This window comes from Aliarcobacter cryaerophilus ATCC 43158, assembly GCF_003660105.1.
Taxonomy (GTDB): Bacteria; Campylobacterota; Campylobacteria; order Campylobacterales; family Arcobacteraceae; genus Aliarcobacter; species Aliarcobacter cryaerophilus.
On record NZ_CP032823.1, the window covers coordinates 24,101 to 48,068 of the forward strand.

At 29.1% G+C, this 23,968-nt stretch carries 22 protein-coding genes; 14 read left to right on the forward strand and 8 right to left on the reverse strand.

Annotated elements, in window-relative coordinates; all coding sequences use genetic code 11:
• Window positions 1–9: 9 nt before the first annotated feature.
• Window positions 10–363: a hypothetical protein gene (locus ACRYA_RS00095; RefSeq protein WP_105917815.1), complete on the reverse strand. Its 354-nt coding sequence runs from the start codon at window positions 361–363 to the stop codon at window positions 10–12.
• 133 nt (window positions 364–496) lie between these two features.
• Here ACRYA_RS00095 and ACRYA_RS00100 point away from each other — a divergent pair, with 133 nt between their 5' ends.
• The 3 genes from ACRYA_RS00100 to ACRYA_RS00110 are packed head-to-tail and all read left to right on the forward strand — an operon-like array spanning window position 497 to window position 6,122.
• Entirely contained in the window at window positions 497–1,621 is a 1,125-nt protein-coding gene (locus ACRYA_RS00100) for an efflux RND transporter periplasmic adaptor subunit (protein ID WP_105917814.1), read from the forward strand.
• Window positions 1,622–1,624: 3 nt separating this feature from the next.
• Window positions 1,625–4,765 carry an efflux RND transporter permease subunit gene (locus tag ACRYA_RS00105; protein WP_105917813.1) on the forward strand — a complete coding sequence of 1,047 codons (3,141 nt, stop codon included), beginning with the start codon at window positions 1,625–1,627 and terminating at the stop codon, window positions 4,763–4,765.
• Window positions 4,758–6,122 carry an efflux transporter outer membrane subunit gene (locus ACRYA_RS00110; protein ID WP_105917812.1) on the forward strand — a complete coding sequence of 455 codons (1,365 nt, stop codon included), beginning with the start codon at window positions 4,758–4,760 and terminating at the stop codon, window positions 6,120–6,122. Before ACRYA_RS00105 ends, ACRYA_RS00110 begins: the two co-directional genes overlap by 8 nt.
• A gap of 114 nt (window positions 6,123–6,236) precedes the next feature.
• Here ACRYA_RS00110 and ACRYA_RS00115 read toward each other — a convergent pair whose 3' ends face one another.
• From ACRYA_RS00115 to ACRYA_RS00125, 3 genes are all read right to left on the reverse strand, one after another.
• The gene (locus ACRYA_RS00115; RefSeq protein WP_105917811.1) at window positions 6,237–8,096 is read right to left on the reverse strand and encodes a methyl-accepting chemotaxis protein; all 1,860 of its coding nucleotides are present in this window, start codon (window positions 8,094–8,096) and stop codon (window positions 6,237–6,239) included.
• Window positions 8,097–8,186: 90 nt separating this feature from the next.
• Entirely contained in the window at window positions 8,187–9,416 is a 1,230-nt protein-coding gene (locus tag ACRYA_RS00120) for a BaiN/RdsA family NAD(P)/FAD-dependent oxidoreductase (RefSeq protein WP_105917810.1), read from the reverse strand.
• 9 nt (window positions 9,417–9,425) lie between these two features.
• A complete protein-coding gene (locus ACRYA_RS00125; RefSeq protein WP_105917809.1) occupies window positions 9,426–9,743 on the reverse strand; it encodes a cupin domain-containing protein in 318 nt (105 codons plus the stop codon).
• A gap of 194 nt (window positions 9,744–9,937) precedes the next feature.
• On the opposite strand from ACRYA_RS00125, the gene ACRYA_RS00130 reads away from it, so the two are divergent.
• The 8 genes from ACRYA_RS00130 to ACRYA_RS00165 all read left to right on the forward strand — a co-directional run bounded on the left by ACRYA_RS00130 (window position 9,938) and on the right by ACRYA_RS00165 (window position 17,103).
• The gene (locus ACRYA_RS00130) at window positions 9,938–11,209 is read left to right on the forward strand and encodes an O-acetylhomoserine aminocarboxypropyltransferase/cysteine synthase family protein (RefSeq protein ID WP_105917808.1); all 1,272 of its coding nucleotides are present in this window, start codon (window positions 9,938–9,940) and stop codon (window positions 11,207–11,209) included.
• Between the two features lie 6 nt (window positions 11,210–11,215).
• Window positions 11,216–11,629: an RrF2 family transcriptional regulator gene (locus ACRYA_RS00135; RefSeq protein ID WP_105917807.1), complete on the forward strand. Its 414-nt coding sequence runs from the start codon at window positions 11,216–11,218 to the stop codon at window positions 11,627–11,629.
• 131 nt (window positions 11,630–11,760) lie between these two features.
• Window positions 11,761–12,693 (forward strand): cysteine synthase A, encoded by a 933-nt coding sequence (gene cysK / locus ACRYA_RS00140; protein WP_105917806.1) that lies wholly within the window; start codon window positions 11,761–11,763, stop codon window positions 12,691–12,693.
• A 30-nt stretch (window positions 12,694–12,723) separates the two neighbouring features.
• A complete protein-coding gene (locus tag ACRYA_RS00145) occupies window positions 12,724–12,954 on the forward strand; it encodes a DUF2061 domain-containing protein (protein ID WP_105914120.1) in 231 nt (76 codons plus the stop codon).
• A gap of 8 nt (window positions 12,955–12,962) precedes the next feature.
• Window positions 12,963–13,664: a phosphoadenylyl-sulfate reductase gene (locus ACRYA_RS00150; protein WP_105917805.1), complete on the forward strand. Its 702-nt coding sequence runs from the start codon at window positions 12,963–12,965 to the stop codon at window positions 13,662–13,664.
• A 41-nt stretch (window positions 13,665–13,705) separates the two neighbouring features.
• Complete coding sequence (gene cysD / locus ACRYA_RS00155; RefSeq protein WP_105917804.1) at window positions 13,706–14,617, forward strand: sulfate adenylyltransferase subunit CysD; 912 nt, start codon at window positions 13,706–13,708, stop codon at window positions 14,615–14,617.
• A 1-nt stretch (window position 14,618) separates the two neighbouring features.
• Window positions 14,619–16,013: a sulfate adenylyltransferase subunit CysN gene (gene cysN, locus ACRYA_RS00160; RefSeq protein ID WP_105917803.1), complete on the forward strand. Its 1,395-nt coding sequence runs from the start codon at window positions 14,619–14,621 to the stop codon at window positions 16,011–16,013.
• 10 nt (window positions 16,014–16,023) lie between these two features.
• Window positions 16,024–17,103: a sulfite reductase gene (locus ACRYA_RS00165; protein WP_105917802.1), complete on the forward strand. Its 1,080-nt coding sequence runs from the start codon at window positions 16,024–16,026 to the stop codon at window positions 17,101–17,103.
• Between the two features lie 22 nt (window positions 17,104–17,125).
• Here the strand turns inward: ACRYA_RS00165 and ACRYA_RS00170 are convergent, their stop codons facing one another.
• The 3 genes from ACRYA_RS00170 to ACRYA_RS00180 form a co-directional block, all read right to left on the reverse strand.
• Window positions 17,126–18,277, reverse strand: a complete 1,152-nt coding sequence (locus ACRYA_RS00170) for a multidrug effflux MFS transporter (protein WP_105917801.1) — start codon at window positions 18,275–18,277, stop codon at window positions 17,126–17,128.
• A 124-nt stretch (window positions 18,278–18,401) separates the two neighbouring features.
• A complete protein-coding gene (locus ACRYA_RS00175) occupies window positions 18,402–18,839 on the reverse strand; it encodes a Dps family protein (RefSeq protein WP_105917800.1) in 438 nt (145 codons plus the stop codon).
• 61 nt (window positions 18,840–18,900) lie between these two features.
• Window positions 18,901–19,545 (reverse strand): HAD family hydrolase, encoded by a 645-nt coding sequence (locus ACRYA_RS00180; RefSeq protein WP_228199751.1) that lies wholly within the window; start codon window positions 19,543–19,545, stop codon window positions 18,901–18,903.
• Window positions 19,546–19,756: 211 nt separating this feature from the next.
• Between ACRYA_RS00180 and ACRYA_RS00185 the strand changes: the two genes are divergently transcribed.
• From ACRYA_RS00185 to ung, 3 genes are all read left to right on the forward strand, one after another.
• Window positions 19,757–21,409: an acetolactate synthase large subunit gene (locus tag ACRYA_RS00185; protein WP_105917798.1), complete on the forward strand. Its 1,653-nt coding sequence runs from the start codon at window positions 19,757–19,759 to the stop codon at window positions 21,407–21,409.
• A gap of 73 nt (window positions 21,410–21,482) precedes the next feature.
• Window positions 21,483–22,874, forward strand: coding sequence for an aldehyde dehydrogenase family protein (locus ACRYA_RS00190; protein ID WP_105917797.1), 1,392 nt, complete (start codon window positions 21,483–21,485; stop codon window positions 22,872–22,874).
• 76 nt (window positions 22,875–22,950) lie between these two features.
• Entirely contained in the window at window positions 22,951–23,598 is a 648-nt protein-coding gene (gene ung / locus ACRYA_RS00195) for a uracil-DNA glycosylase (RefSeq protein ID WP_105917796.1), read from the forward strand.
• Window position 23,599: 1 nt separating this feature from the next.
• On the opposite strand, the gene ACRYA_RS00200 is transcribed toward ung, so the two are convergent.
• Window positions 23,600–23,947 (reverse strand): nitrous oxide-stimulated promoter family protein, encoded by a 348-nt coding sequence (locus tag ACRYA_RS00200; RefSeq protein WP_105917795.1) that lies wholly within the window; start codon window positions 23,945–23,947, stop codon window positions 23,600–23,602.
• Window positions 23,948–23,968: the final 21 nt, after the last annotated feature.

Consider the following 23,968-nt stretch of genomic DNA (forward strand, 5'->3'; position numbering starts at 1 on the left):
TTTCAAATATTAAACTTCAATCTCAAAAAACTCTTCACTAATTTTTTCATATTTTGCAATAGAACAAGATATTTTTATGGCATTTGAATAATCTTTAAACTCATCTGCAAAAAGTTTTTTTAGCTTTTCAACTTCTGCTGTTCTAAATATGAAAAATCCTAATATTTCGCTCTTTCTTTCACCAGCTTTTTCTATTCCAAAGCTATCAAATTTCCAGTTTACACCTTTTGAAAAGAAGAAAACTTCACTAACTCTTTTTTCAAGTTCATCTCTTACATTTTGGTTGAACTCTTTTAAATGTATATAAAATGCAACATTATAGTTGTATTGAGATTGTATTAAATCATCTAAGATTTTACTCATTTTTTGCCTTTTTTAATTGTTTGTTTATATGTTATCAATATTTTGCTACAATTTTTCTTCAATAAAGAGAAATATTAAAATTTTGTTAATAAAGTTATAATAATATTCATAAATTCTTATTCAAGGTAAAGCATTGCATACTATTAAAACTATATTTTCCTTATTTCTTATAACACTTTTTTTAAGCTCATGTGAGCAAAAAAGTGATGGAAATCAAAAAGCACAAAATACAATAGAAGTAGGGTACATAAATCCTAAAAAAGAGCCAATAAATCTTCAAATTGAACTTATAGGAAAAGTCAAAGCAAAAGAGTTGGCACTTGTTCGTCCTCAGGTTTCTGGAATTATTGAGAAACAACTTTTCAAAGAGGGAAGTTTTGTAAAGCAAGGTGATATTTTGTACAAAATTGATAGTGCAAGCTATAAAGCTAGTTTGAATCAAGCTATTGCTTTGTTAAATAGTGCAAAGGCTAGTTTGATAAGTGCTGAGGCAAAGAGTAAAAGAGCTTTTGAGCTTTTGAAGTTTGATGGAATTTCAAAACAAGAAGCAGATGAGATAAAAGCTTCATATTTACAATCAAAAGCTTTGGTTGAACAAAGAGCAGCAGAGCTTGAAAGTGCAAAAATAGATTTGAATAGATGTGATATAAAAGCACCAATTAGCGGATATATTGGTATTTCAAATGTAACAGTTGGAGCTTTAGTAAATGCAAATCAAAGTGATGAACTTGTAAATATAAGAGATACACAAACAGTTTTTGTAGATTTAACTCAATCATACAATGAGATTTTAAATCTAAAAGCAGTTGTAGATTTAGAAGATGATATTGAAGTTAGTTTGAAGTTTGACAACGATTTTGAGTATCCAATAAAAGGAAAACTAGAAGCAAGAGAGTTAAGCGTAGATGAAAGTAGTCAAACAGTAACTTTAAGAGCAGTCTTTAATAATCCAAATAATCTTTTACTATCTGGAATGATGACAAAAGCAATACTAAAAAGTCAAAAGAGTGTTGATGGATTTTTAATTCCCCAACAAGCAGTTTTAAGAGATCAAAAAGCAAATCCTATAGTTACGCTAATTTCTCCTGAAAATAAAACTACTACGAAAATAGTAAAAATACAAAGAGCAGTAGATAATAAATGGCTTATTCTTGATGGTTTAGAAGAGAGTGATAAAATCATAGTTGAGGGATTAAATAAGATAAATAGTAGAAGTGTAGTCTCTTTAAAAAATTTAAACTCACAATACAAAGATTAAGAAATGATTGCAAAATTTTTTATTTTTCGTCCAATCTTTGCTTGGGTTATTTCGCTTATTATTATGATAAGTGGTGTTATTAGTCTATATATTTTACCAGTTGAGCAGTATCCTGATATTGTTCCACCGCAAATAAATATAAATGCTTCATATAGTGGAGCAGATGCTAAAACAGTAGAAAATAGTGTAACTCAAATAATTGAGCAACAACTAACTGGTCTTGATGGAATGCTATATTTTTCTTCAAGTTCAAGTAGTGCAGGAAACTCTAGAATAAAAATCACTTTTTCTCAAGAAGTAAATGCTGATATTGCTCAAGTTCAAGTACAAAATAAAGTAAATCAAATCTTATCAAGACTTCCAGATGATGTACAAAGACAAGGTGTAAGAGTTTTTAAATCTCAAAGTGATTTTTTGATGATGGCATCTGTGTATGATTCAAATGGCTTGGCAGATAAAACAGATATTAGTGACTTTTTAGTAAGTAATCTTCAAGATAGTATCTCTAGAATTGATGGGGTTGGAGATGTTCAAGTTTTTGGTGGTCAGTATGCTATGAGAATTTGGCTAGATCCATATAAACTAGAAAAATATAAACTAATTCCAAAAGATGTAGAAAATGCTATAAATGCTCAAAATTCGCAAGCAAGTGCTGGAAGATTGGGAGCAATGCCTACTTTGGATAATCAACAACTCTCTGTGGTGGTTACTGCAAGAAGTATGTTTGAAAATGTTGGTCAATTTGAAAATATTGTTTTAAAATCAGATTTAGATGGAAGTATTGTAAAGATAAAAGATATTGCAAGAGTTGAAATAGGGGCTCAAAGTTATAGTAATGTTACAGCTTTAAACGGTTTTCCAGCATCTGGAATATCTATTCAGCTTGCAAGTGGAGCAAATGCGGTAGCCACTTCAAATAGAGTAAAAGAGTTTTTAAAACAGAGTGAAAATATGTTACCGCAAGGTTACAAAATAGCCTATCCTAGAGATACAACAAGTTTTATACAAGCTTCAATAAATGAAGTTGTAAAAACTTTAATAGAAGCAATTGTTTTAGTAATTTTGGTAATGTTTTTGTTTTTGAAAAGTTTTAGAGCTACACTTATTCCTGCTATTGCAGTTCCTGTTGTACTTTTAGGAACTTTTGCTATTTTAAATATTTTTGGTTACACAATAAATACTTTAACAATGTTTGCTTTAGTTCTTGCAATTGGGCTTTTGGTTGATGATGCTATTGTTGTTGTTGAAAATGTTGAAAGAAATATGAATGAAAAAGGTTTAAATCCAAAAGAGGCAACTATTCTTTCTATGCAAGAGGTAACCAGTGCATTAATAGGAATTACAACTGTTTTATCTGTTGTATTTTTACCTATGGCATTTTTTAGTGGAAGTACAGGAATAATTTATAGACAATTTTCTATTACAATAATCTCATCTATGGTTTTATCAGTAATTGTAGCTTTAACTTTAACTCCAGCTTTATGTTCAACAATTTTAAAACCACATAAAAAAGATGAAAATAAAATAGAAGAAAAAAATAGTGGATTTTTCTTTTGGTTTGATACAAAATTTGAGAACTTTACAAACAAATATAAATTTTGGGTTGAAAAATTACTGTATAGTCAAAAAAAGTGGATAATGTTTTATTTGGTAATAATCATATCTTCTACATATATTTTTATAAAACTACCTACTAGTTTTTTACCAAAAGAGGATCAAGGAAGCTTGATGATTCAATACACCTTACCTGTTGGTGCGGTTGCTTCTAGAACAGTTGATGTTGCAAATGTCGTAAGAGATTATTTTATGATAGAAGAAGCAGATGCTTTAAATACTATATTTACAATTTCTGGATTTAGTTCACGAAGTAGTGGACAAAATGTAGGAACTGCTTATGTATCATTAAAAAACTGGGATTTAAGAGATAAATCAAATCATGTAGATGAGATAAGTAAAAGAGCTACAAAAGCTTTTAATGATCCAAATAGTAAATATTTTATAAGAGATGCAAGAGTTTTTGCTATAAATCCTAGTGTTATTCAAGGTCTTGGAAGTAGTGATGGATTTGAGTTTCAATTATTAGCTAGTTCAAATTTGACTAGAGAAGGTTTAAGACAAGCAAAAGATAAGATAATTGAAGAGGCAAATAAAAATCCAAATATAAACTCAATAAGAGCAGATGGAACAGAAGAGTCACCACAATTAAAAATATCTTATGATACAAACAAAGCTCTATCTTTAGGATTGGATTTAAAAAATATTGATAATACATTAAGTGCTGCTTGGGGCGGAACTTATGTAAATGATTATATCGATAAAACTAGAATCAAAAGGGTTTATATTCAAGCTGATGCTCCTTTTAGAAGTAGTCCTGAAGATTTATATAAATGGAAAGTACGAAACAGTAGTGGATTAATGGTTCCTTTTAGTGAATTTAGCTCTTTTTCTTGGGTTTATGCACCTGAAGAGCTAACACGCTTTAATGGTTTTATGTCTTATGAGATTCAAGGAAGTGCAGCAGCTGGAATTAGCTCGGGTGTTGCTATGAATGAGATGGATAAAATTGCAAATGAAAATGCAAATGGAACAATGCATACATATAGTGGAGCTTCATATCAAGAAAGACTTGCAAGTAATCAAACTTTGATTTTATATGGAATTTCTCTTTTGGTTATATTTTTATGTTTAGCTGCACTTTATGAGAGTTGGAGTGTTCCTTTTTCTGTTTTATTAGTTGTTCCTTTGGGAGTTTTTGGAGCAGTTTTAAGTATTTATGTAAGAGATTTAAGTAATGATGTATATTTTCAAGTTGCACTTTTAGCGGTTATGGGATTGGCTAGTAAAAATGCAATTTTAATAGTTGAGTTCATAAATAGTTCATATAAAGATGGTATGCCTTTAATAGAAGCTGCTATTAAAGGTTCAAAATTAAGACTTCGACCAATTATTATGACATCTTTGGCTTTTATTGCAGGAATTATTCCTCTAGCAATATCAAGTGGAGCTGGAGCAAATAGTAGAATTGCAATTGGAACTGCAATTTTAGGTGGAACAATAAGTGCAACAATTCTTGCAATATTTTTTGTACCACTATTTTTTGTAATAATTACAAAACTATTTCCAAAAGGAGTTAAAAATGATTAGAAAATCTATAAGCCTTGTAGCTTTATCGATGCTTTTTAGTTCTTGTGTATCTTTAGCTCCAAAGTTAGACATAAATAGTGATGAGGTAGTTGCTAAAAATTTTAAAAACTATCAAATAGCAGAAGATAATTCAAATATTAGTTTAAATAGTTTTTTAATAGATGAAAATTTAAAAACTCTTGTAAATCTTATTTTGGAAAACAATAAAGATATAAAAATTGCACTTTTAAGAGTAGAAGAGTCAAAATCACTTTATAGAATTGAAGAGTCAAATTTGTATCCAAAAATAGATGCAAATGGTAGTTTTTCCAGAGAAAAAAAAGAAGGAATCATAAAAAACAACTATAAAGCATCTGTTGGAACTGTTTTTGAACTTGATTTATTTGGTAAAAATAGAAGTTTAAACGAGGCAGCAAAAAATAGTTTTTTAGCAACTCAATATGCTTTTAGTTCAACAAAACTCTCTTTAGTTTCACAAACTATAAATTCATATTTAAGTTTGGCAAGCAATATTGAAAATCTAAATTTACAAAAAAAAATAGATGAAAATCTAAGTAGTGTTTATGAATTGACACAAAAAAAGTTTACTGCTGGAGTTATTAGTAAAGAAGATGTACTTTCTAGTTTTGCTATGTTAAAAGAGAGTCAAAATGAAATAATAGCTTATGAAAATCAAATTCAAATAGATATAAATTCGCTTGAATTACTTTTGGGTTCTACTTTAAATGAAAGTTTAATTCCAAATAATTTAAGAAAAGATGATAGCTATTTAGCCTTGGTAAAATCTGGAATTAGTTCAAATACTCTTTTGAATCGTCCTGATATAAAAGAGTTAGAGTATCAGCTACGAGCAAAAAATGCAAATATTGGAGCAGCAAGAGCTGCATTTTTCCCAACTATTGCTCTTACTGCAAATACAGGATATTCTAGTTCTAGTTTGAATAATCTTTTTTCAACTCCAAATAGTTTTTGGCAAATAAGTCCATCTATAAATCTTCCAATTTTTACAGCAGGTGAAAATAGTGCAAAGCTGGATTTGAGTGAAACTCAAAAAAAGATAGCTTTAAATGAGTATCAAAAAGGTATTCAAACAGCTTTTAAAGAGGTAAATGATGCTTTGATGGTGAGAAAAAATATCTATACAAAACTTCAAAATCAAAAAGAGCTAACAGATTCCATACAAGATGCATATAATATTGCTTTAAGTTCATATAAAATAGGTTACGGAAGTTATCTAAATATGCTTATAGCTCAAAAAGCATATATAAACTCACAAAAAAGTTTAACGCAAACTTATCTTGAAGAGCTTGAGAATAGAGTTGAGATTTTCAAAACTTTAGGAGGAGAAATAGAGTGAAAAATAAATAGAAAGAGTTTCCTATTTATCTTCTCTCTTTTTTTGATATTTGTATCAAGTGTAAATTAATAAACACTAATTCTATATTTTATTGATACAAGTCAATACTTCTTTCTAAACTATAACTTTTTTTCTAGTCTCTTCAACTATTTTATCTTTACCTAAAAATCTTTTTTCTAAAACATCATCTACAATATTTTTTGAAATAGTGTCTGTTTCATTTGCTATATCTTGAGTTTTTGAAGCAATAATTGCATTTTGTTGAGTTTTTTGGTCAAGCATTGTAACTGTATCGTTGATTTGAGAAATTCCTGCTTGTTGCTCTTTACTTGCATTTGAAATCTCATTTATCATTTGCGATGATTTTTCAATATTACTTAAAAGCTCTTCATAATCTTTTATCATCAAATCAGAGATATTTTTTCCCTCTTGTGCTTTTGAAGTTGCCATTTCTACAATATTCTTAATCTCTTTTGCAGCTTCAGCACTTCTACTTGCCAAATTTCTAACCTCTCCAGCAACAACAGCAAAACCTTTTCCTGCTTCTCCCGCAGTTGCAGCTTCAACTGCAGCATTTAGTGAAAGAATATTTGTTTGGAATGCAATTTGGTCAATTACTGCTATTGCTTCATTTATATTTGTTACTTGCTTTGTAATTTCATCCATAGCAACAGCAGTATTTCTTGCCATCTCTTGCCCTTTTTTGGCTGAATTACTTACTTCATTTGAGTATCCTGACATCTGAATAACATTGTTAGAATTGCTTGTAACTGTACTTGTAATCTCTTCTAAAGCAGCAGCTGTCTCTTCAAGACTTGCAGCTGCTTCGTTTGAGCTTTGATTTAGAGTATTTACATTATTTATTAAACTTTTTGAAGAGTTTTCAAGTTTTATACCATTTGCTAAACTATCTTTTAGCATAGTAACAACAGCTATTTGAAGTGCATTTATTCCATTTATCATTTTTTCAAGAACACCACCTTCTTCATCCTCATCTCCAAGTTTTAAAACAGGTCTATAATCATAAGTTGAGTAAGAAGCTAAAACTTCATTTATATGTTGGAATCTATCTTTTGTATGAATTATCATCTCATTTAACTCATTTTTAAACTCTTCAAGAGAAGCATTTGGAGTAGATTTATCTATTGATTGAGAATACCAACCATTTCGAACTCGCAGCATAACTTTTTTTGCTTCATCTATTAGTTCGTTATCTTTTTCTATCGTATCTTGAACTATATCTATATTTTCATTTATAAGTTTAGCCATATCACCAAACTCATCTTTAGAACTAGCATCAAGTATTGTTACATCATCTGATTTTCTATTTAAGAAGCTAAAGAAGCTCAAAAGTCCATCTTTGAAATTTTTTAAAGAACCAGCTATGCTATTTGAAATCATGATAGATATAAAAATAAAAATTCCTATAGCAAAAACTGCAACTAAAGATAGATTTGTTGTAAGTTTAGTAATAGCATCATCTCTTATATCTGCATTTCTACTATTCATCTGCTCATAGTTTTTTTCAACATTTTGAACTATTTTAATAATATTTTTCATAGTTTCGCCAAACTCTGCTCTTGTCTCTTCTTTGTTTGTTGAAAAAGAGTGTTTAGCAAGAACTTCAACACCTGCTAAATAATCTTTGAGATCTTTTACTACAATATCACACAAATCTTTATTCTCTTTTGATACAAAAAGCTCTTTTAATGTAAGTGTTTCATCTATTAGCTTTGCCCACTGTTTATCTATTGCATCTTTTCCATTTTGTGTTGGATTTAGCATAAATTGGTAGATAGTGATTCTCCCTTTTAAAAGCTCATCAATTAAAAGAGTAGTTTGTGAAGATATTTTAATTCTATCTTGTACAAAACTGATAGATGAGCTATATATGATAGCTGTTACAATTGTAGCTATTATAAAAATAGCTGGAAACAAAGCCAATTTTGTCTTTGTTGATAAGTTTTTAAACATAACTTTCCCTTATAAATAATTAATTTGGGAATTTTATCTATATTTATTTATAAATTTGCTTTAATTCATTTATCTATATAAAATGTTCGATTAAATATTTGATAAACTTTTCCCAGCCAAATAACCACTTGCCCATGCAAAGTGAAGATTGTATCCTCCTCTATTGCCAACAATATCCAAAACCTCTCCAGCAAAAAATAGGTTTTTTACAATTTTGCTTTCATATGTTTTATTATCTATTTCAAGAGTTCTTATTCCTCCACCACTAGCTTCTGCATGAGAAAAACCTTGAGTATCTATTACTTTTAATCTCCATGAGTTTAGCTGATGAGCAAGTGATTTTATCTGTTTTGTGTTTATCTCATGGGCTTTTGTATTTAAATCAATTTTGCAAATCTCTAAAAGTATTGGAGCTATTTTATTTGAAACAAGACCAGTTAAAATATCAACTGCTTTTTGGTTTGGTAAATTTTTAAACAGAGTTTGTATTTGATTTGCTAAATCATTTACTGCAGTTTTTGGAAAAAAATTAATTCTAAGCTCTACATCATAGAATTTACTCAAAGCCAAAACAGCTCTTTGAGAAATATCTAAAATAGCAAAACCAGATACTCCATAAGCTGTAAATAAAACATCTCCAAAAATATCTTGCTCAAAATTTCCATTTATATATAAACTCACACTACACTCTTTTTTTACTCCTTGAAGTTTTCCTTTATAAGTATCTTTTGTTTGAAGTCCAACAAGACTCGGATATGTAGGATTAAAAGAATGTCCAAAACTTGAAGCGATTTGTAGACCAATTTCAGTTGAGTTTAGTTGTGGAGCCGCTGCTAATCCGCTTGAGATTAAAACCTTATCGTAAGATTTGAACTCTTTATCATTTGCATAAATGACAAATTTATCATTTTGTTTTTCTACTTTTTGAACAATTTGTTCATAAAGAATATTTACATTTAACTCATCTAAAGCAATAGAAAAAAGATTTGTTACAGATTTTGCTTCATTTGAAAGAGGGTAAACCTTTCCACTCTCTTTAATATCAAGCAATAGCCCAATAGTTTTACAAAATTTCTCAAATGTTTTAAAATCAAACTCTTTTAAAGCAAAATCTACAAAAGTAGGATTCTCACCTAAATAGTTTTTTGAAGTAATTGTAGTATTTGAGATATTACATCTTCCATTTCCACTTGCAAGTATTTTTTTTCCGATACTTTTATTTGCATCAAAAATATCAATCTCTATATTTTTATTTAATCTTTTAGCAGTTATGCTTGCCATTATTCCAGCAGCTCCACCGCCTATAATTGCTATTTTCAAAATTTTCCTTTAATAAAAAACTGCAAACCAAATAGTTGGTTCATCTTGGCTTGTAAACTTTACTCTATGCTTTTGAAAAGCTTTTATATTTAAACAATCGCCTTTAAAAAGCTCTACTTCAAAATCTTCAAATTCAAGTATTGCAAAACCTTCAAGAAGCAAAATATACTCATTTTTTTCTTGCTTATACCAAAAATTATCTGGAGATTTTTGTCCATTTGATACAATTTTTTCTATTTTTATCTTATCATTTTGAAAAATCTGAAAAAATTTCTCTTCATTTTTATCTACGGGAAGTTCATCGAAAATGTTATATTTTTCTATCAATTTATCTTCTTAGTTCTTATTTTATAGTATTCTAACAAAAAAATACTTAAGTAGTTGATTAAATTACTCCAGATAATTCAGAAAGCCTATAAATACTATAATCATATAAATTTGATTAAAAAGCTTGACATTGTAAAAAAAAAATATTATAATTCCAACATATTTAAACTTGATTAATTTGAAAAGGATAAAAAATGCAAAAAGATACAATTGCAATTCATGCAGGTTATGACAAAAAAAGTGGAAATGGTGAGATGGCAATTCCTATTTCTCAAACAACAGCTTATGCTTTTAGAGATGCAGAACATGCAGCAAATTTATTTGCACTAAAAGAGTTAGGACCAATTTATACAAGACTAAATAATCCTACAAACGATATTTTAGAACAAAGATATGCTCAACTTGAAAATGGTGCTGCTGCTTTAGTAACTGCAAGTGGCGCAAGTGCTGTTTTTTACTCAATTGCAAATATTGCAGAAGCTGGAGATAATATTTTAATCTCTGATAAGCTTTATGGTGGAAGTGTAACGTTGTTTCATTTTACTCTAAAAAGATTTGGAATTAGTGTAAAAACTTTTAAAAGTGATGATGCTAGTGATTTAGAGAGTTTAGTTGATGATAAAACAAAAGGTATATTTTTTGAATCATTATCAAATCCGCAAATTGCAATTCCAAATATTGAAAAAATAGTTGAAGTAGCAAAAAAATATGGAATTATAACTATTTGTGACAATACTGTTGCAACTGCTAGTTTATTTAATCCTATCTCTTGGGGTGTTGATATATCTCTTCACTCTACAAGTAAATATACAAGTGGAAACGGTACAGCTTTAGGTGGAGTTATAGTTGAAAGAGATAATTTAGCAGAATTCTTTAAACAAAATAGTGCAAGATATCCTCACTTTACAACTCCTGATGCTTCGTATCATGGACTTGTTTATACAGATGTTCCGCTTCCAAACTTTTGTTTAAGAGCTAGATTATCGCTTTTAAGAGATATTGGAGCAACTCCTGCACCATTTAACTCATGGCTTTTAATTCAAAGCTTAGAGACTTTAAGTTTGAGAGTTGAAAAACACTCTAATAATGCTTTAAAAGTTGCTGAGTTTTTACAATCACATCCAAAAGTAAAAAAAGTTAGTTACCCAGGATTAAAAGGTGATAAATATTATGATAAAGCGCAAAAATATTTTAAAAATGGACTTGCAAGTGGTCTTATATCTTTTGAAGTAAGTAATTTTGAAGAGGCTAAAAAAGTTATTGATAGTGCAAAATTATTTAGTATTGTTGTAAATATTGGAGATAGTAAATCTTTAATTGTTCATCCAGCTTCTACAACTCACTCTCAAATGAATGAAGAGGATTTGCTAAAAGCTGGAGTTACTCCTGTAACAATTAGATTATCTATCGGGCTTGAAGATAGTGCTGATTTAATTGAAGATTTAAATCAAGCATTAAACAAGTAGTTTGATATGCCATTGATTTCAACAAAGGGGGTGTATGGTTTGGCTGCTATTTATGAGTTAAGCAAACATAAAGATGATACTCCCATGCAAATAAAGGATATTTCAGCAAATGCTTCAATTCCTCAAAACTATTTGGAGCAACTTTTAAGTAAACTTAGACGTGCTGATTTACTAATAAGCACAAGAGGAGCTAGAGGTGGATACCTTTTGGCAAAAAGTGCAAAAGATATAAAAATAGTTGATATTTTAATCGCCCTTGAAGATGATATAAAGATTGTTGATTCAAAGGTTGATAACCCGATTTTAAATCTATTTTTTGAAGAGTCAAAAGAGAAAACAAAAAGAATTTTTGATTTGACTTTGGCTGATTTAGATAAATATGAGGGAAAATATAATGAGTTTTTACATTATAACATTTAAGTAAGGCTTTGTTTTAAAAGCCCTTTAGGTTTTTGCTATTTTTTAGTGGATTTTAATCCGCACTATAAAAAGTAGACAAATATTAAAATTAGGTTCTCTTTAATACGGGAACAATATGAAAGGAATATAATATGAAATATGCAAATAATGTAACAGAATTAGTAGGAAATACTCCATTAGTAAAACTACAAGATGCAAGTAATATAAGTGGAGCTACAGTTTTAGGTAAATGTGAATTTATGAATCCAAGCTCAAGTGTAAAAGATAGAATTGGAACAAATATGATAAAAGTTGCTCTTAAAGATGGTCTTATAAATAAAGAATCAACTTTAATAGAACCAACAAGTGGAAATACTGGAATTGCACTTGCAAGTGTTAGTGCAGCTTTAGGATTAAAACTTGTGCTTGTAATGCCAGCTTCAATGAGTGTTGAAAGAAGAAGACTTCTTCAAGCTTTAGGTGCTAAATTAGTTCTTACTCCTGCTGAAAAAGGAATGAAGGGTGCTATTGAAAAAGCTAATGAGATAAAAGATGAAACTCCAAATTCAATTATCTTACAACAGTTTCAAAATGCTTCTAATCCAGCAATTCATAGAGAGACAACAGCTCAAGAGATTTTAAAAGATACAGATGGAAAAATTGATATTTTTATAGCTGGTGTTGGAACAGGTGGAACTTTAACAGGTGTAGGTGAAGTTTTAAAAGCTCATAACCCAAATATAAAAATAATTGCAGTTGAGCCAGAAGCATCGCCAGTGTTAAGTGGTGGTAACCCAGGACCACATAAGATTCAAGGAATTGGAGCAGGATTTGTACCAGATGTATTAAATACAAAAGTTTATGATGAGATTATAAAAATAGCAAATGATGATGCAATTGAAAGCTCAAGAGAGTTAGCAAAAACAGAAGGACTTTTAGTAGGAGTATCTTCAGGAGCAAATACATTAGCAGCAAAAATAGTTGCTTCAAGGCCAGAAAATAAAGGTAAAACAATAGTAACGATTCTTTGTGATACAGGTGAGAGATATTTAAGCTCTGGTTTATATGACTATATAGAAGAATAATTCTTCTATATAGACTTTTTTAGGAAATATATGCACGAAAAACCATATAGATCGGTCGCAAAAGCAATATCTTGGCGAACGGTTGGAACACTTGATACTATTATAGTATCTTATTTTGTAACAGGGAATTTAGTTATGGCGGCTTCGATTGGGACAATTGAAGTTATTACAAAGATGATTTTATACTATTTTCATGAAAGAGCTTGGAATAGAATAAAATTTGGTACAGTAAAACCAACAGAAAACGACTATCAAATTTAAGGCAGCTTATGAGTTTAGAAAAAGTAAAAGATATTGAAGATAAAATCCTATCTTTAAATACAAGTGATTTAATCAAATATATATTGGAAAATCATAATAATGTAGCTTTAAGTTCAAGTTTAGGTGCAGAAGATCAAGTATTGACAGATATGATATTTAAAGTAAATAGAAATAGTAGAGTATTCACTCTAGATACTGGAAGATTACATAGTGAAACTTATAAAGTTATGGATGCAACAAATATAAAATATGGTGTAAAGTTAGAAGTTATTTTTCCAAAATATGAAAATGTAGAAAATTTATATAAAACTCAAGGTGTAAATGGTCACTTTGAAAGTATTGAAAATAGAAAAAATTGCTGTAATATAAGAAAAATAGAGCCATTAAAAAGAGCTTTAAAAGATGTTGAGATTTGGATTACAGGTCTTAGAGCATCTCAAAGTATTACAAGAGAAAATATTCCAATAGTTGAGTGGGATGAAAATTTTAAAGTTATAAAACTAAATCCACTTATAAATTGGAGTGAAGATGATGTTTGGAATTATATAAAAGAGAATAAAGTTCCATATAATAAACTTCATGATCTCGGTTTCCCTAGTATTGGTTGTGAACCATGTACTAGAGCTATAAAAGATGGTGAAGATATAAGAGCAGGTCGATGGTGGTGGGAAAATCCAGAACATAAAGAGTGTGGACTTCATAAGAAATAGTCTAAATTTCTTAATTAAACGAACAAAAGGATAAGAATTAAATGTTAGATACAAAACAATTAACACATTTAAAGCAGCTAGAAGCTGAATCAATACATATTATTAGAGAGGTTGTTGCAGAGTTTGATAATCCTGTAATGATGTATAGTGTTGGAAAAGATTCAGCAGTTATGTTGCATTTAGCTCTAAAAGCTTTTGCACCTGCAAAATTACCATTTCCACTTTTGCATGTGGATACTTTATGGAAATTTAAAGAGATGATAGAGTTTAGAGATAAAAGAGCAAAAGAGGAAGGATTTGAACTTTTGGTTCACACAAATCCACAAGGTTTGGAGATGAATATTAGCCCTTTTACTCATGGTTCAGCTATTCACACAGATATTATGAAAACTCAAGGACTAAAACAAGCACTTAACAAATATAAGTTTGATGCTGTTTTTGGAGGAGCTAGAAGAGATGAAGAAAAATCTCGTGCAAAAGAGAGAATATATTCATTTAGAGATAAAAATCACAGATGGGATCCAAAAAACCAAAGACCAGAACTTTGGAATATTTATAATGCAAGAGTTCATAAAGATGAGAGTATTAGAGTTTTTCCACTTTCAAACTGGACGGAGCTTGATATTTGGCAATATATCTATTTAGAGCAAATTCCAATAGTTCCACTATATTTTGCTGCTTCAAGACCTATTGTTGAAAAAGATGGTGTAAAAATAATGGTTGATGATGACAGAATGCCAATAGAAAAAGATGATGTTATAAAACAGGAGATGGTTAGATTTAGAACTTTAGGATGTTATCCCCTAACTGGAGCTGTAAATTCAACAGCTCAAACTCTTGAAGAGATAATAAAAGAGATGCTTCTAAGCCGAACAAGTGAGAGACAAGGAAGAGTTATAGACAATGATAGCGCTGGGTCTATGGAGAAGAAAAAAATAGAAGGGTATTTTTAAAATGGAAAAAATAGATGATATAAAAGCTTATTTAAAAGAGCATGAGAATAAACAACTTCTTAGATTTATAACTTGTGGAAATGTTGATGATGGAAAATCTACTTTAATTGGAAGATTACTTCACGATAGTAAAGGTATTTTTGAAGATCAGCTTGAAAGTATAAAAAAAGATAGTAAAAAAAATAATAGTACAGACAATGAGTTTGATTTATCTCTTCTAGTAGATGGGCTTCAAAGTGAAAGAGAGCAAGGTATTACTATTGATGTTGCATATAGATACTTTACAACTCCAAAAAGAAAGTTTATTATTGCTGATACTCCAGGTCATGAACAATATACAAGAAATATGGCAACGGGAGCTAGTACTGCAAATTTAGCGATTATTCTAATAGATGCAAGATATGGAGTTCAAACTCAAACAAAAAGACACTCTTTTATAAATAAGTTACTAGGAATTAAACATATTGTTGTAGCAGTTAATAAAATGGACTTAATGGATTTTAGAGAAGATGTTTTTGATAAAATTAAAGAGGATTATCTTAAATTTGCAAAAGAGCTGGGGCTTTCAAGTAATATAACTTTAATTCCATTATCTGCTTTAAATGGAGATAATGTAGTTGAAAGAAGTTCAAAATCTCCTTGGTATAAAGGTGAAACATTAATAGAACATTTAGAAAATGTACAAATTGATAGTGATAGAGATTTAACTCATTTTAGATTCCCAGTTCAATATGTAAATAGAGCTAATCTTGATTTTAGAGGTTTTTGTGGAACTATTGCTAGTGGAGTTATAAAAGTTGGTGATGAAATTACAGTTTTACCTTCTAAAAAAAGTTCAAAAATAAAAGAAATTGTAACTTATGAAGGAAATATTCCTTATGCTTATGCACAACAAGCAGTTACTTTGACACTTGAAGATGAGATAGATATTAGTCGTGGTGATGTTATTGTAAAAAGTGATGAACAAGCAGATGAGGCAAATAATTTTGATGTAGATGTTGTATGGCTTAGTGAAGATCCTTTAATAAAAGGAAAACAATATTTTATTAAAAGAGCAACAAGTACAACAGTTGGAACTATTAGTCAATTTTATTATAAAACTGATGTAAACACTCTTGAAAGAAGTGCAACAAATACTTTAAATTTAAATGAGATTGCAAGAGCTAAACTTGATTTAGAGCAAATAATTGCATACGACACTTATGATAAAATAAAAACAATGGGAAGCTTTATAATAATAGATAGAGTTACAAATAATACTGTTGGTGCTGGAATGATTAGAGCAAAATCAAGCGATCAAAGCAAAAAAGATAGCTCTTATAGTGCTTTTGAGATTGAGTTTAATTCACTTGTGAGAAAACATTTTCCGCACTGGGAGTGCAAAGAGATTTTTTAATGGAGTTAAAATGTCAATAAATATAAATATTGAAAAATTAAAAAAAGATATAACTAGTGAAGATATTTTGGCTTCACTATTTTATTATGCTGTTTTTGGAGAAAAAATATCCCAAAATGATTTAGAGAGATTTAAGTGGCATGGAATTTATGCAAAAGATGAAAAACAAACAAGTTTTTCTCTTAAAATCCCTCTAAATCTAGGAGAGCTAAATTTATCTCAACTAGAGTCAATATTAAATATTTTAGAGATTTTTTCACTATTAAAAATATCTTTCAAAGATGGTCAAAAAATAGAGTTTGAAGATATAAAGTTAAGAGATATTCCAGAGATTTTTAATATTTTAAATAAAGTCGAACTATCTAGCTTTTTTGAGTCAAGTCATAGCATAAAAAAAGTTTTGACATGTCCTGTAAATGGTCTAGATACTACACAAATCTTTGATGTAGAAGAGTTAGCAAAAAAATTAAATGAGAGCTTTGTAGAGAATAAAAATTTCTTTAATCTTCCAAACAAATTGCAATTTGCAATAAGTGGTTATCGTGAAGGTTGTGATGCTGGATTTACCCCAGATGTTAGTTTTAATGCTTTTAAAAATAACAAAGATAAAATAGTTTTTGATTTAAAGATTTTGGATAAGGTTGTAGCTCAAATAAGTAGTTCTCAAATTATAAAAACCGCAAGAGTAATAGCTAGCGTATATAGAGATTTTGGAAATAGAGAAAAAAGTAACAACTTTAAAGAGTTTATAAAAGAGTTTACAATTGAGAGTTTTTGTGATATTTTAAGTTCGAATTTGGACATCAAAATAGAAGATAATCAAGAAATAAAGATATTAAACCAACCAAAAAAACCTAGAATGGGAATAAATAAAAGTTCAAAAGATGGTTACTCTTTTATAGGGCTAAAAAGTTTAAAAAAAGAGCTTACTAAAGATGATTTAAAAAATCTAATAGAAAATATGAAAAAATATAGTGCAACAAAGCTAAAAATTACTCATAAATCAAATATTATAATCTTAGATTTACCAAGTCAAAATAGTGATATTCTAGTAAACTCTCTTAAAAAAAGTGGATTAGTTTTAGAATAAAATAAATAGTTGAAAAAATCAACTATTTATAACTTCTAATAATTAAAAAGCTGATAATTGATAAAAAAGTGATACTAAAAGCTATCACAAAAAATCCATTGTTATCAAAATTTAGAGCAATAGAAGATATTATTGCACCTAATCCAAATTGTAAAACACCAATAACTCCACTAGCAACTCCTGCATTTTTTGAAAAATGCTCAATAGCTAAAGACATACAATTTCCAAAAATGAATGCCATCATACTCATATATGAAGCTATTATAATAACTGTAAAAATCAAGTTCATATCTTTGTGAATTAATAAAAATATAATACCAACACAAAATTGAATTAATGTTGCATATTTTGCAATATTTTTAGCTTCATAATGTTTAAGAAGTTTAACATTTACATTTATCATAGCTATTAAAATAATAAAATTTATACCAAAAAATAGTGGAAAATAGTCTGTTTTTATACCAAAATATTCAATATAAATATACGATGTTTTTGCAATAATAATAAAAAAAGCACCAAAGCTAATAGCAAGTACCAACATAGCTTTCATGGCTTTTTTATGAGTTAAAACAAGTTTGTATGATTCAATAATATTTTGTTTTGTATATGTAAAACTTTCTGGTAAATCTTTATAAATAAAAAATGCAACAAGTAAAGCATAGATTGTTAAAAAGATAAAAATACCTTCCCATGGGAAAAAGTGAATTATAACAGCACCAAATACAGGAGCCAAAAGAGGAGCTAAACTTCTAACCATTCCAATAAGTGAAAAAACTTTTGCTGCTTCTTGTCCGCTAAATCTATCTCTTACAGCAGCAGTTGCATTTACAACTGTAATTCCACCAAAAAATGCTTCTAAAAATCTATAAATCCATAATTCATAAATAGATGAACTAAAGATTATTAAGAAACTAAAAAGAGCATATCCTAAAAGTCCAACAATAGAACCAATCCTTCTTCCATATCTATCAGAAATTGGACCTCCAAAAATTTGTCCTATAGCAAATCCTATTAAAAATATAGATAAAGATAATTCAACTTTGTGAATATTTACGTCAAAATATTTTGCAATTTCTGGGATTGATGGTAAATATGTATCTATTCCCATAGGCGCTACTGAAGATAAAATAGATATAAGAATAATTAAATATAGATGATTAATAGATTTTCGCATAAAAACTCATTTGTAAAATATTATAAATTTTTTTGATTTTAAAGATTAGAAATTAAAAAATTGATAGTAAAATTGTAGTTAAAAGAGGATAAAAATCCTCTTTTATAGATTTTATAGGCTATGCCTATTTTTGCATACTGCTTAACATCCATAAATCTTTTTCAAGTTTTGCAACTTTTTCATCTGCAAATGCTTCAGTTCCTTTATCATCTTCTTCACTAGCAGCAATACTTAGTTTTTTGAAAGATTTTAAAAGGTATTCAAAATCAGCAGTTATTTTTTCTACTATTTCTCTTGATTTAAAGCTATCACCTTTTTCAGTCTCAATTTTTGTAGCTTTACTTAACTCTTCAATAGTTAAATATGGTTTATCACCTAAGATAATTGTTCTTTCTGCCATATCATCGAAAAGAACTGACATTTCATTATAAAGCCCTTCTGTATAAGAATGAACTGGGTGAAAATCCATACCTTTTACATTCCAATGATAATTATGAACTTTTATATATAAAGCATGTGCATCTGCTTGAATTTGTTTTAACTGTTTAATTACTTTTGACATTTTATAACTCCTTGAAATTTTGTTAAACTATTATAGTATCAAAAAATATGCTTGTCAAGATTTATTTAAGGATTTTTAAAATCTCAATAGGATTTGAAACTATAAAATCAGCTCCAAAATCTCTTAACTCTTTTTCATCTCTAAATCCCCATAAAACACCAATTGCAGTCATATTTGCACTTTTTGCTGTTTGCATATCTATTTTTGTATCTCCTATAAAATAGCTTTTTTCGCAAGAGCTATTAAAACATTTTACAATATCAAGAGCAGCTTTGGGGTCTGGTTTTTTTGGAACATCTTCTTTTTGTCCATGAATCTCTTTAAAATCATAATTTTTAAAAAAATGGTTTACATATGAAACTGTAAATTCATGAGGTTTATTTGATAAAACTGCTAAATTTATATCTAATTTTTTTAATTCATCTAATAAATCATAAATACCATCATAAGGTATAGTTTTTGAGTGTAGTTTTCCATCATACTCTACTTTAAATCTTTTTATTACTTCATCTTTTATCTCTTTTGATTCATTCTTTAAAGCATTTTCAACTAAAATATCAACTCCTCCACCAACAAAATATTTATAATCTTCAATTTTATGAATTGGAAGTTTTAAGCTTTCTAGCACCTTATTCATACTAGATGCTATATCTTCAATCGAGTCCAAAAGTGTTCCATCAAGGTCAAATATAACTGTTTTTTTCATTCTATAAATTCTCCTTTTATCTAAAGTGTAACTTTTTGTTAATATAAAGTTATAAGATGTGTAAATATAGTTAATATTATATAAAGAATAGTTTTAATATGGTTATAATATCATTTGTTTATTAAGTATGAAAAAATATAATATTTTTTATATTTAAAATTAGCTATGAGATTTATTTTAAAACTATTAATCAAAACGGAGTGAAAGAAAGATGAATGCATCAGATTTATTTATAAAAGCATTAGAAAACGAAGGTGTTGAGTACATTTTTGGTGTTCCAGGTGAAGAAAACTTAGATTTCTTGGAAGCTATGAGAAAATCAAATATCAAACTTATTTTAACAAGACATGAGCAAGGTGCAGGATTTATGGCCGCAACTTATGGAAGATTAACAGGAAAAGTTGGAGTTTGTTTAGCAACTCTTGGCCCAGGTGCAACTAACTTTGCTACAAGTGCAGCTTATGCACAACTTGGTGGAATGCCAATGATGATGATTACTGGTCAAAAACCAATTAAAAAATCAAAACAAGGAAGATTCCAAATCATTGATATCGTAAGAATGATGAGACCAATGACTAAATTTGCAAAACAAATTGTAAATGCAAATAATATCCCTTCTGTTGTAAGAGATGCATTTAAAATAGCTACTACTGAAAGACCAGGAGCTGTTCATATTGAATTACCTGAAGATATTGCTGAAGAGAAAGTAGATGCAGATACAACTATTTATCCAGTACATAATGTAAAATATCCAGTTGCAGTTGATGAGGTTATTGCTGAAGCAGTTGCTATGATTGAAAAAGCAAAAAGACCACTTTTATTAATTGGAGCAGGTGCTAACAGAACAAGAATTGGAAATACATTAACAGATTTTGTTAACAAAACTGGAATGGCATTTTTCTCTACTCAAATGGGTAAAGGTGTTGTTGATGAAAACCACCCAATGTGTTTAAGTGCTGCTGCATTATCAAAAGATGACTTTGTTCACTGTGCAATTGAGAGAGCTGACTTAATTATCAATGTTGGACATGATGTTATTGAAAAACCACCATTTTTTATGTCAAATAAAGAGGGTGCAACAAAAGTTATGCATGTAAACTTCTTCCCAAGTGAAGTAGATGATACATATTTCCCACAAATGGACGTTATTGGTGATATTGCTGGAAATATCAAAAAATTCACTGATAAAATAACTGTTCAACCTCACTGGGATTTTGATTATTATACAAGATTAGCAGATGAAATTAGAACAAGATTATCAAAATATTTTGGTGATAATAGATTCCCAATTTTACCTCAAAGAGCTGTAAGATCTATTAGACAAACTTTAGCTGCTGAAGATATAGTAACTTTAGATAATGGTGTTTATAAAATCTGGTTTGCAAGAAATTATAGATGTGCAAAACCAAATACACTTTTACTTGATAATGCACTTGCAACTATGGGTGCAGGACTTCCTTCTGGAATGATGGCAAAAATGATTAATCCAGATAAAAAAGTTGTTGCTGTTTGTGGAGATGGTGGATTTATGATGAATTCACAAGAGATGGAAACTGCAATCAGATTAGGTATTGATATGACTGTAATTATCCTAAATGATAATGCATACGGAATGATTAAATGGAAACAAACAGGTATGGGATTTGAGTCATTTGGACTTGATCTTGGAAATCCTGATTTTGTTAAATATGCAGAGTCTTATGGAGCAAAAGGTTATAGACCAACTTCAGTAGAAGATTTTGAAAAAACTTTAAAAGAGTGTGTTAACTCAAAAGGTCTTCACTTAATTGACCTTGCAGTTGATTACTCTTTAAACCACTCAATCTTAAATGAGTTATTACCACAAAAAACTTGTATGATATAAATCATACTTTCAAAAAGGGGCTTTAGATTTAAAGCCCCTTTTTTTAATCTTAAAATATATATAAAGGAAAAATATGAGCAAAATAGATGTTACATCACCATTTGATGGAAAAGTAGTAGGAAGTGTAAATTTTAATACTTACGAAGAAGTTGAAGCTGCAATTGATTTAGCACATAAAACTTTTGTAAACAAAGATGGATGGTTACCAAAATATAAAAGAGTTGAGATTTTAGAAAATGTTATGAAAATTATGAGTTCTCAAGTTGAAGAGCTTACAATTCTTTGTGCAAGTGAAGGTGGAAAACCTTATATTGACTCTAAAGTTGAAATTTTAAGAGCAATAAATGGTATTAAAATAGCTATTGAGCATTTAAGTGTATTTGAAGGTAAAGAAGTTGCAATGGGGCACACAAATACAAGTGCAAATAGATTAGCTTATACATTTAAAGAACCAATTGGTGTAGTTGCTGCAATTTCTGCATTTAATCACCCATTTAATCTTGCTGTTCACCAAGTAATCCCTGCTATTGCAGCTGGTTGTCCAGTAATTATTAGACCAGCAACACAAACTCCTATGAGTGCAGTAAAACTTGTAGAGATTTTAAAAGAAGCTGGTCTTCCAAATGGTTGGGCTCAATCTGTTGTTTGCGATAGAAAAGGTGGAGAATTACTAGCAACTAGTCCAAAAACTGCATTTCTAACATTTATTGGTTCAGGAAGTGTTGGTTGGTACTTAAACTCAAAAGCTAGTGATGGAACAAGAGTTGTTTTAGAACATGGTGGAGTTGCTCCTGTTATTGTTGAAGCTGATGCTGATATAGAAGATATGATTCCAGCTCTTGCTAAAGGTGGTTTCTACCATGCTGGACAAGTTTGTGTATCTGTTCAAAGAGTATTTGTTCAAGAGTCAATTTGTGAAGAAGTAGCTTCTAAGCTTGCAACTGCTGCTTCAAAACTAATAGTTGGAAATCAATTAGACCCAAAAACTGAAGTTGGACCTTTAATTAATAATGGTGAAGTTGATAGAATCGAAGAGTGGGTTAATGAAGCAGTTGCTAAAGGTGGAAAAATTTTAACAGGTGGTAAAAGAATTGGAGCATCTTGTTTTGAACCAACAGTTATTTTAAATCCAGCAGAAGATGCTTTAATATCTACAAAAGAGGTATTCGGACCAGTTGTTTGTATCTATTCTTATAAAGATTTAGATGAAGCAATTGATAGAGCAAACCAACTAGATGTTTCATTCCAAGCAGCAGTATTTACAAAAAATATTGATAAAGCTTTAAAAACTGTAAAAAGATTAAATGCAACTGCAGTTATGGTAAATGATCATACAGCATTTAGAGTTGATTGGATGCCATTTGGTGGAGCAAAAGTATCAGGATTAGGAATGGGTGGAATTCCTCACTCTATGCATGATATGAGTGTTGAAAAAATGATGGTTATAAAATCACCAGTTTTATAATTTTTGATAAATATCAATTTAAAAGCTAAGGTTTTTATAACCTTAGCTTTTTTTATTTTTAAATTTAGGATAATAAATGGATTGGCTTGATGTAATTGATTTAGAAAAACAAAAAGATTATTATAAATCTTTAGAAAAAGAGATAAATAAAAGATATGAGACAACAACAGTTTTTCCAGAAAAAGAGAATATTTTTAAAGCATTTTCTCTAACAAAGATTGATAATCTAAAAGTTGTAATCTTAGGACAAGACCCCTATCATGGAGCTGGACAGGCTCAAGGTTTGGCATTTTCAACACCATCAAATATAAAAAATCCACCATCTATGCAAAATATATTAAAAGAGATAAATGATGATTTACAAAAGCCATCAATTTGTATTGATGGGGATTTAACTTCTTGGGCGAAGCAGGGTGTTTTACTTTTAAACAGTGTTTTAACAGTTGAAGAAGCAAAAGCGGCTAGTCATAAAAATTTAGGCTGGGAAGTTTTTACAGATAATATAATTAAATATATTAGTCAAAACTGTGAAAATATAATTTTTTTACTTTGGGGAACACCCGCAATTAAAAAAAGTAGTTTAATTGATAAAAATAAGCACCACATATTAACATCAGTTCATCCAAGCCCACTAAGTTCATATAGAGGATTTTTTGGTTGTAAACACTTCTCACAAACAAATGATATTTTAAAATCTTTAAATAAAGAATCTATTATTTGGTAGATTAATTAAAAAGATTCATAACTCTTGATTTGATTTTTCCAAGGGAGAGTTTTATAGCTGAATATTTCATAACTCTTGCTGTTTCTTTCCATTTAGATTTTTCATAACATGGAGATGGACATCTTCTACAACGTGGTTTAATCTCATGAGGACAGCCTTGCAATCTATCAAAAGAGTATTTTATATCTTCAAAACATTTACTGCAAAGATTAAGTTCTAAATTGAATTCTTTCTCTTTATAATAAAGTTTAATAAGAATATTTTTTTTGCCTTCATGCTTATCTTTACAATAAAGTTCATAAAATTTTTTGAGTACATCTATCTCAATTTTGTATTTTTCATGCGTCATTTTATATCTTTAATTTTACTT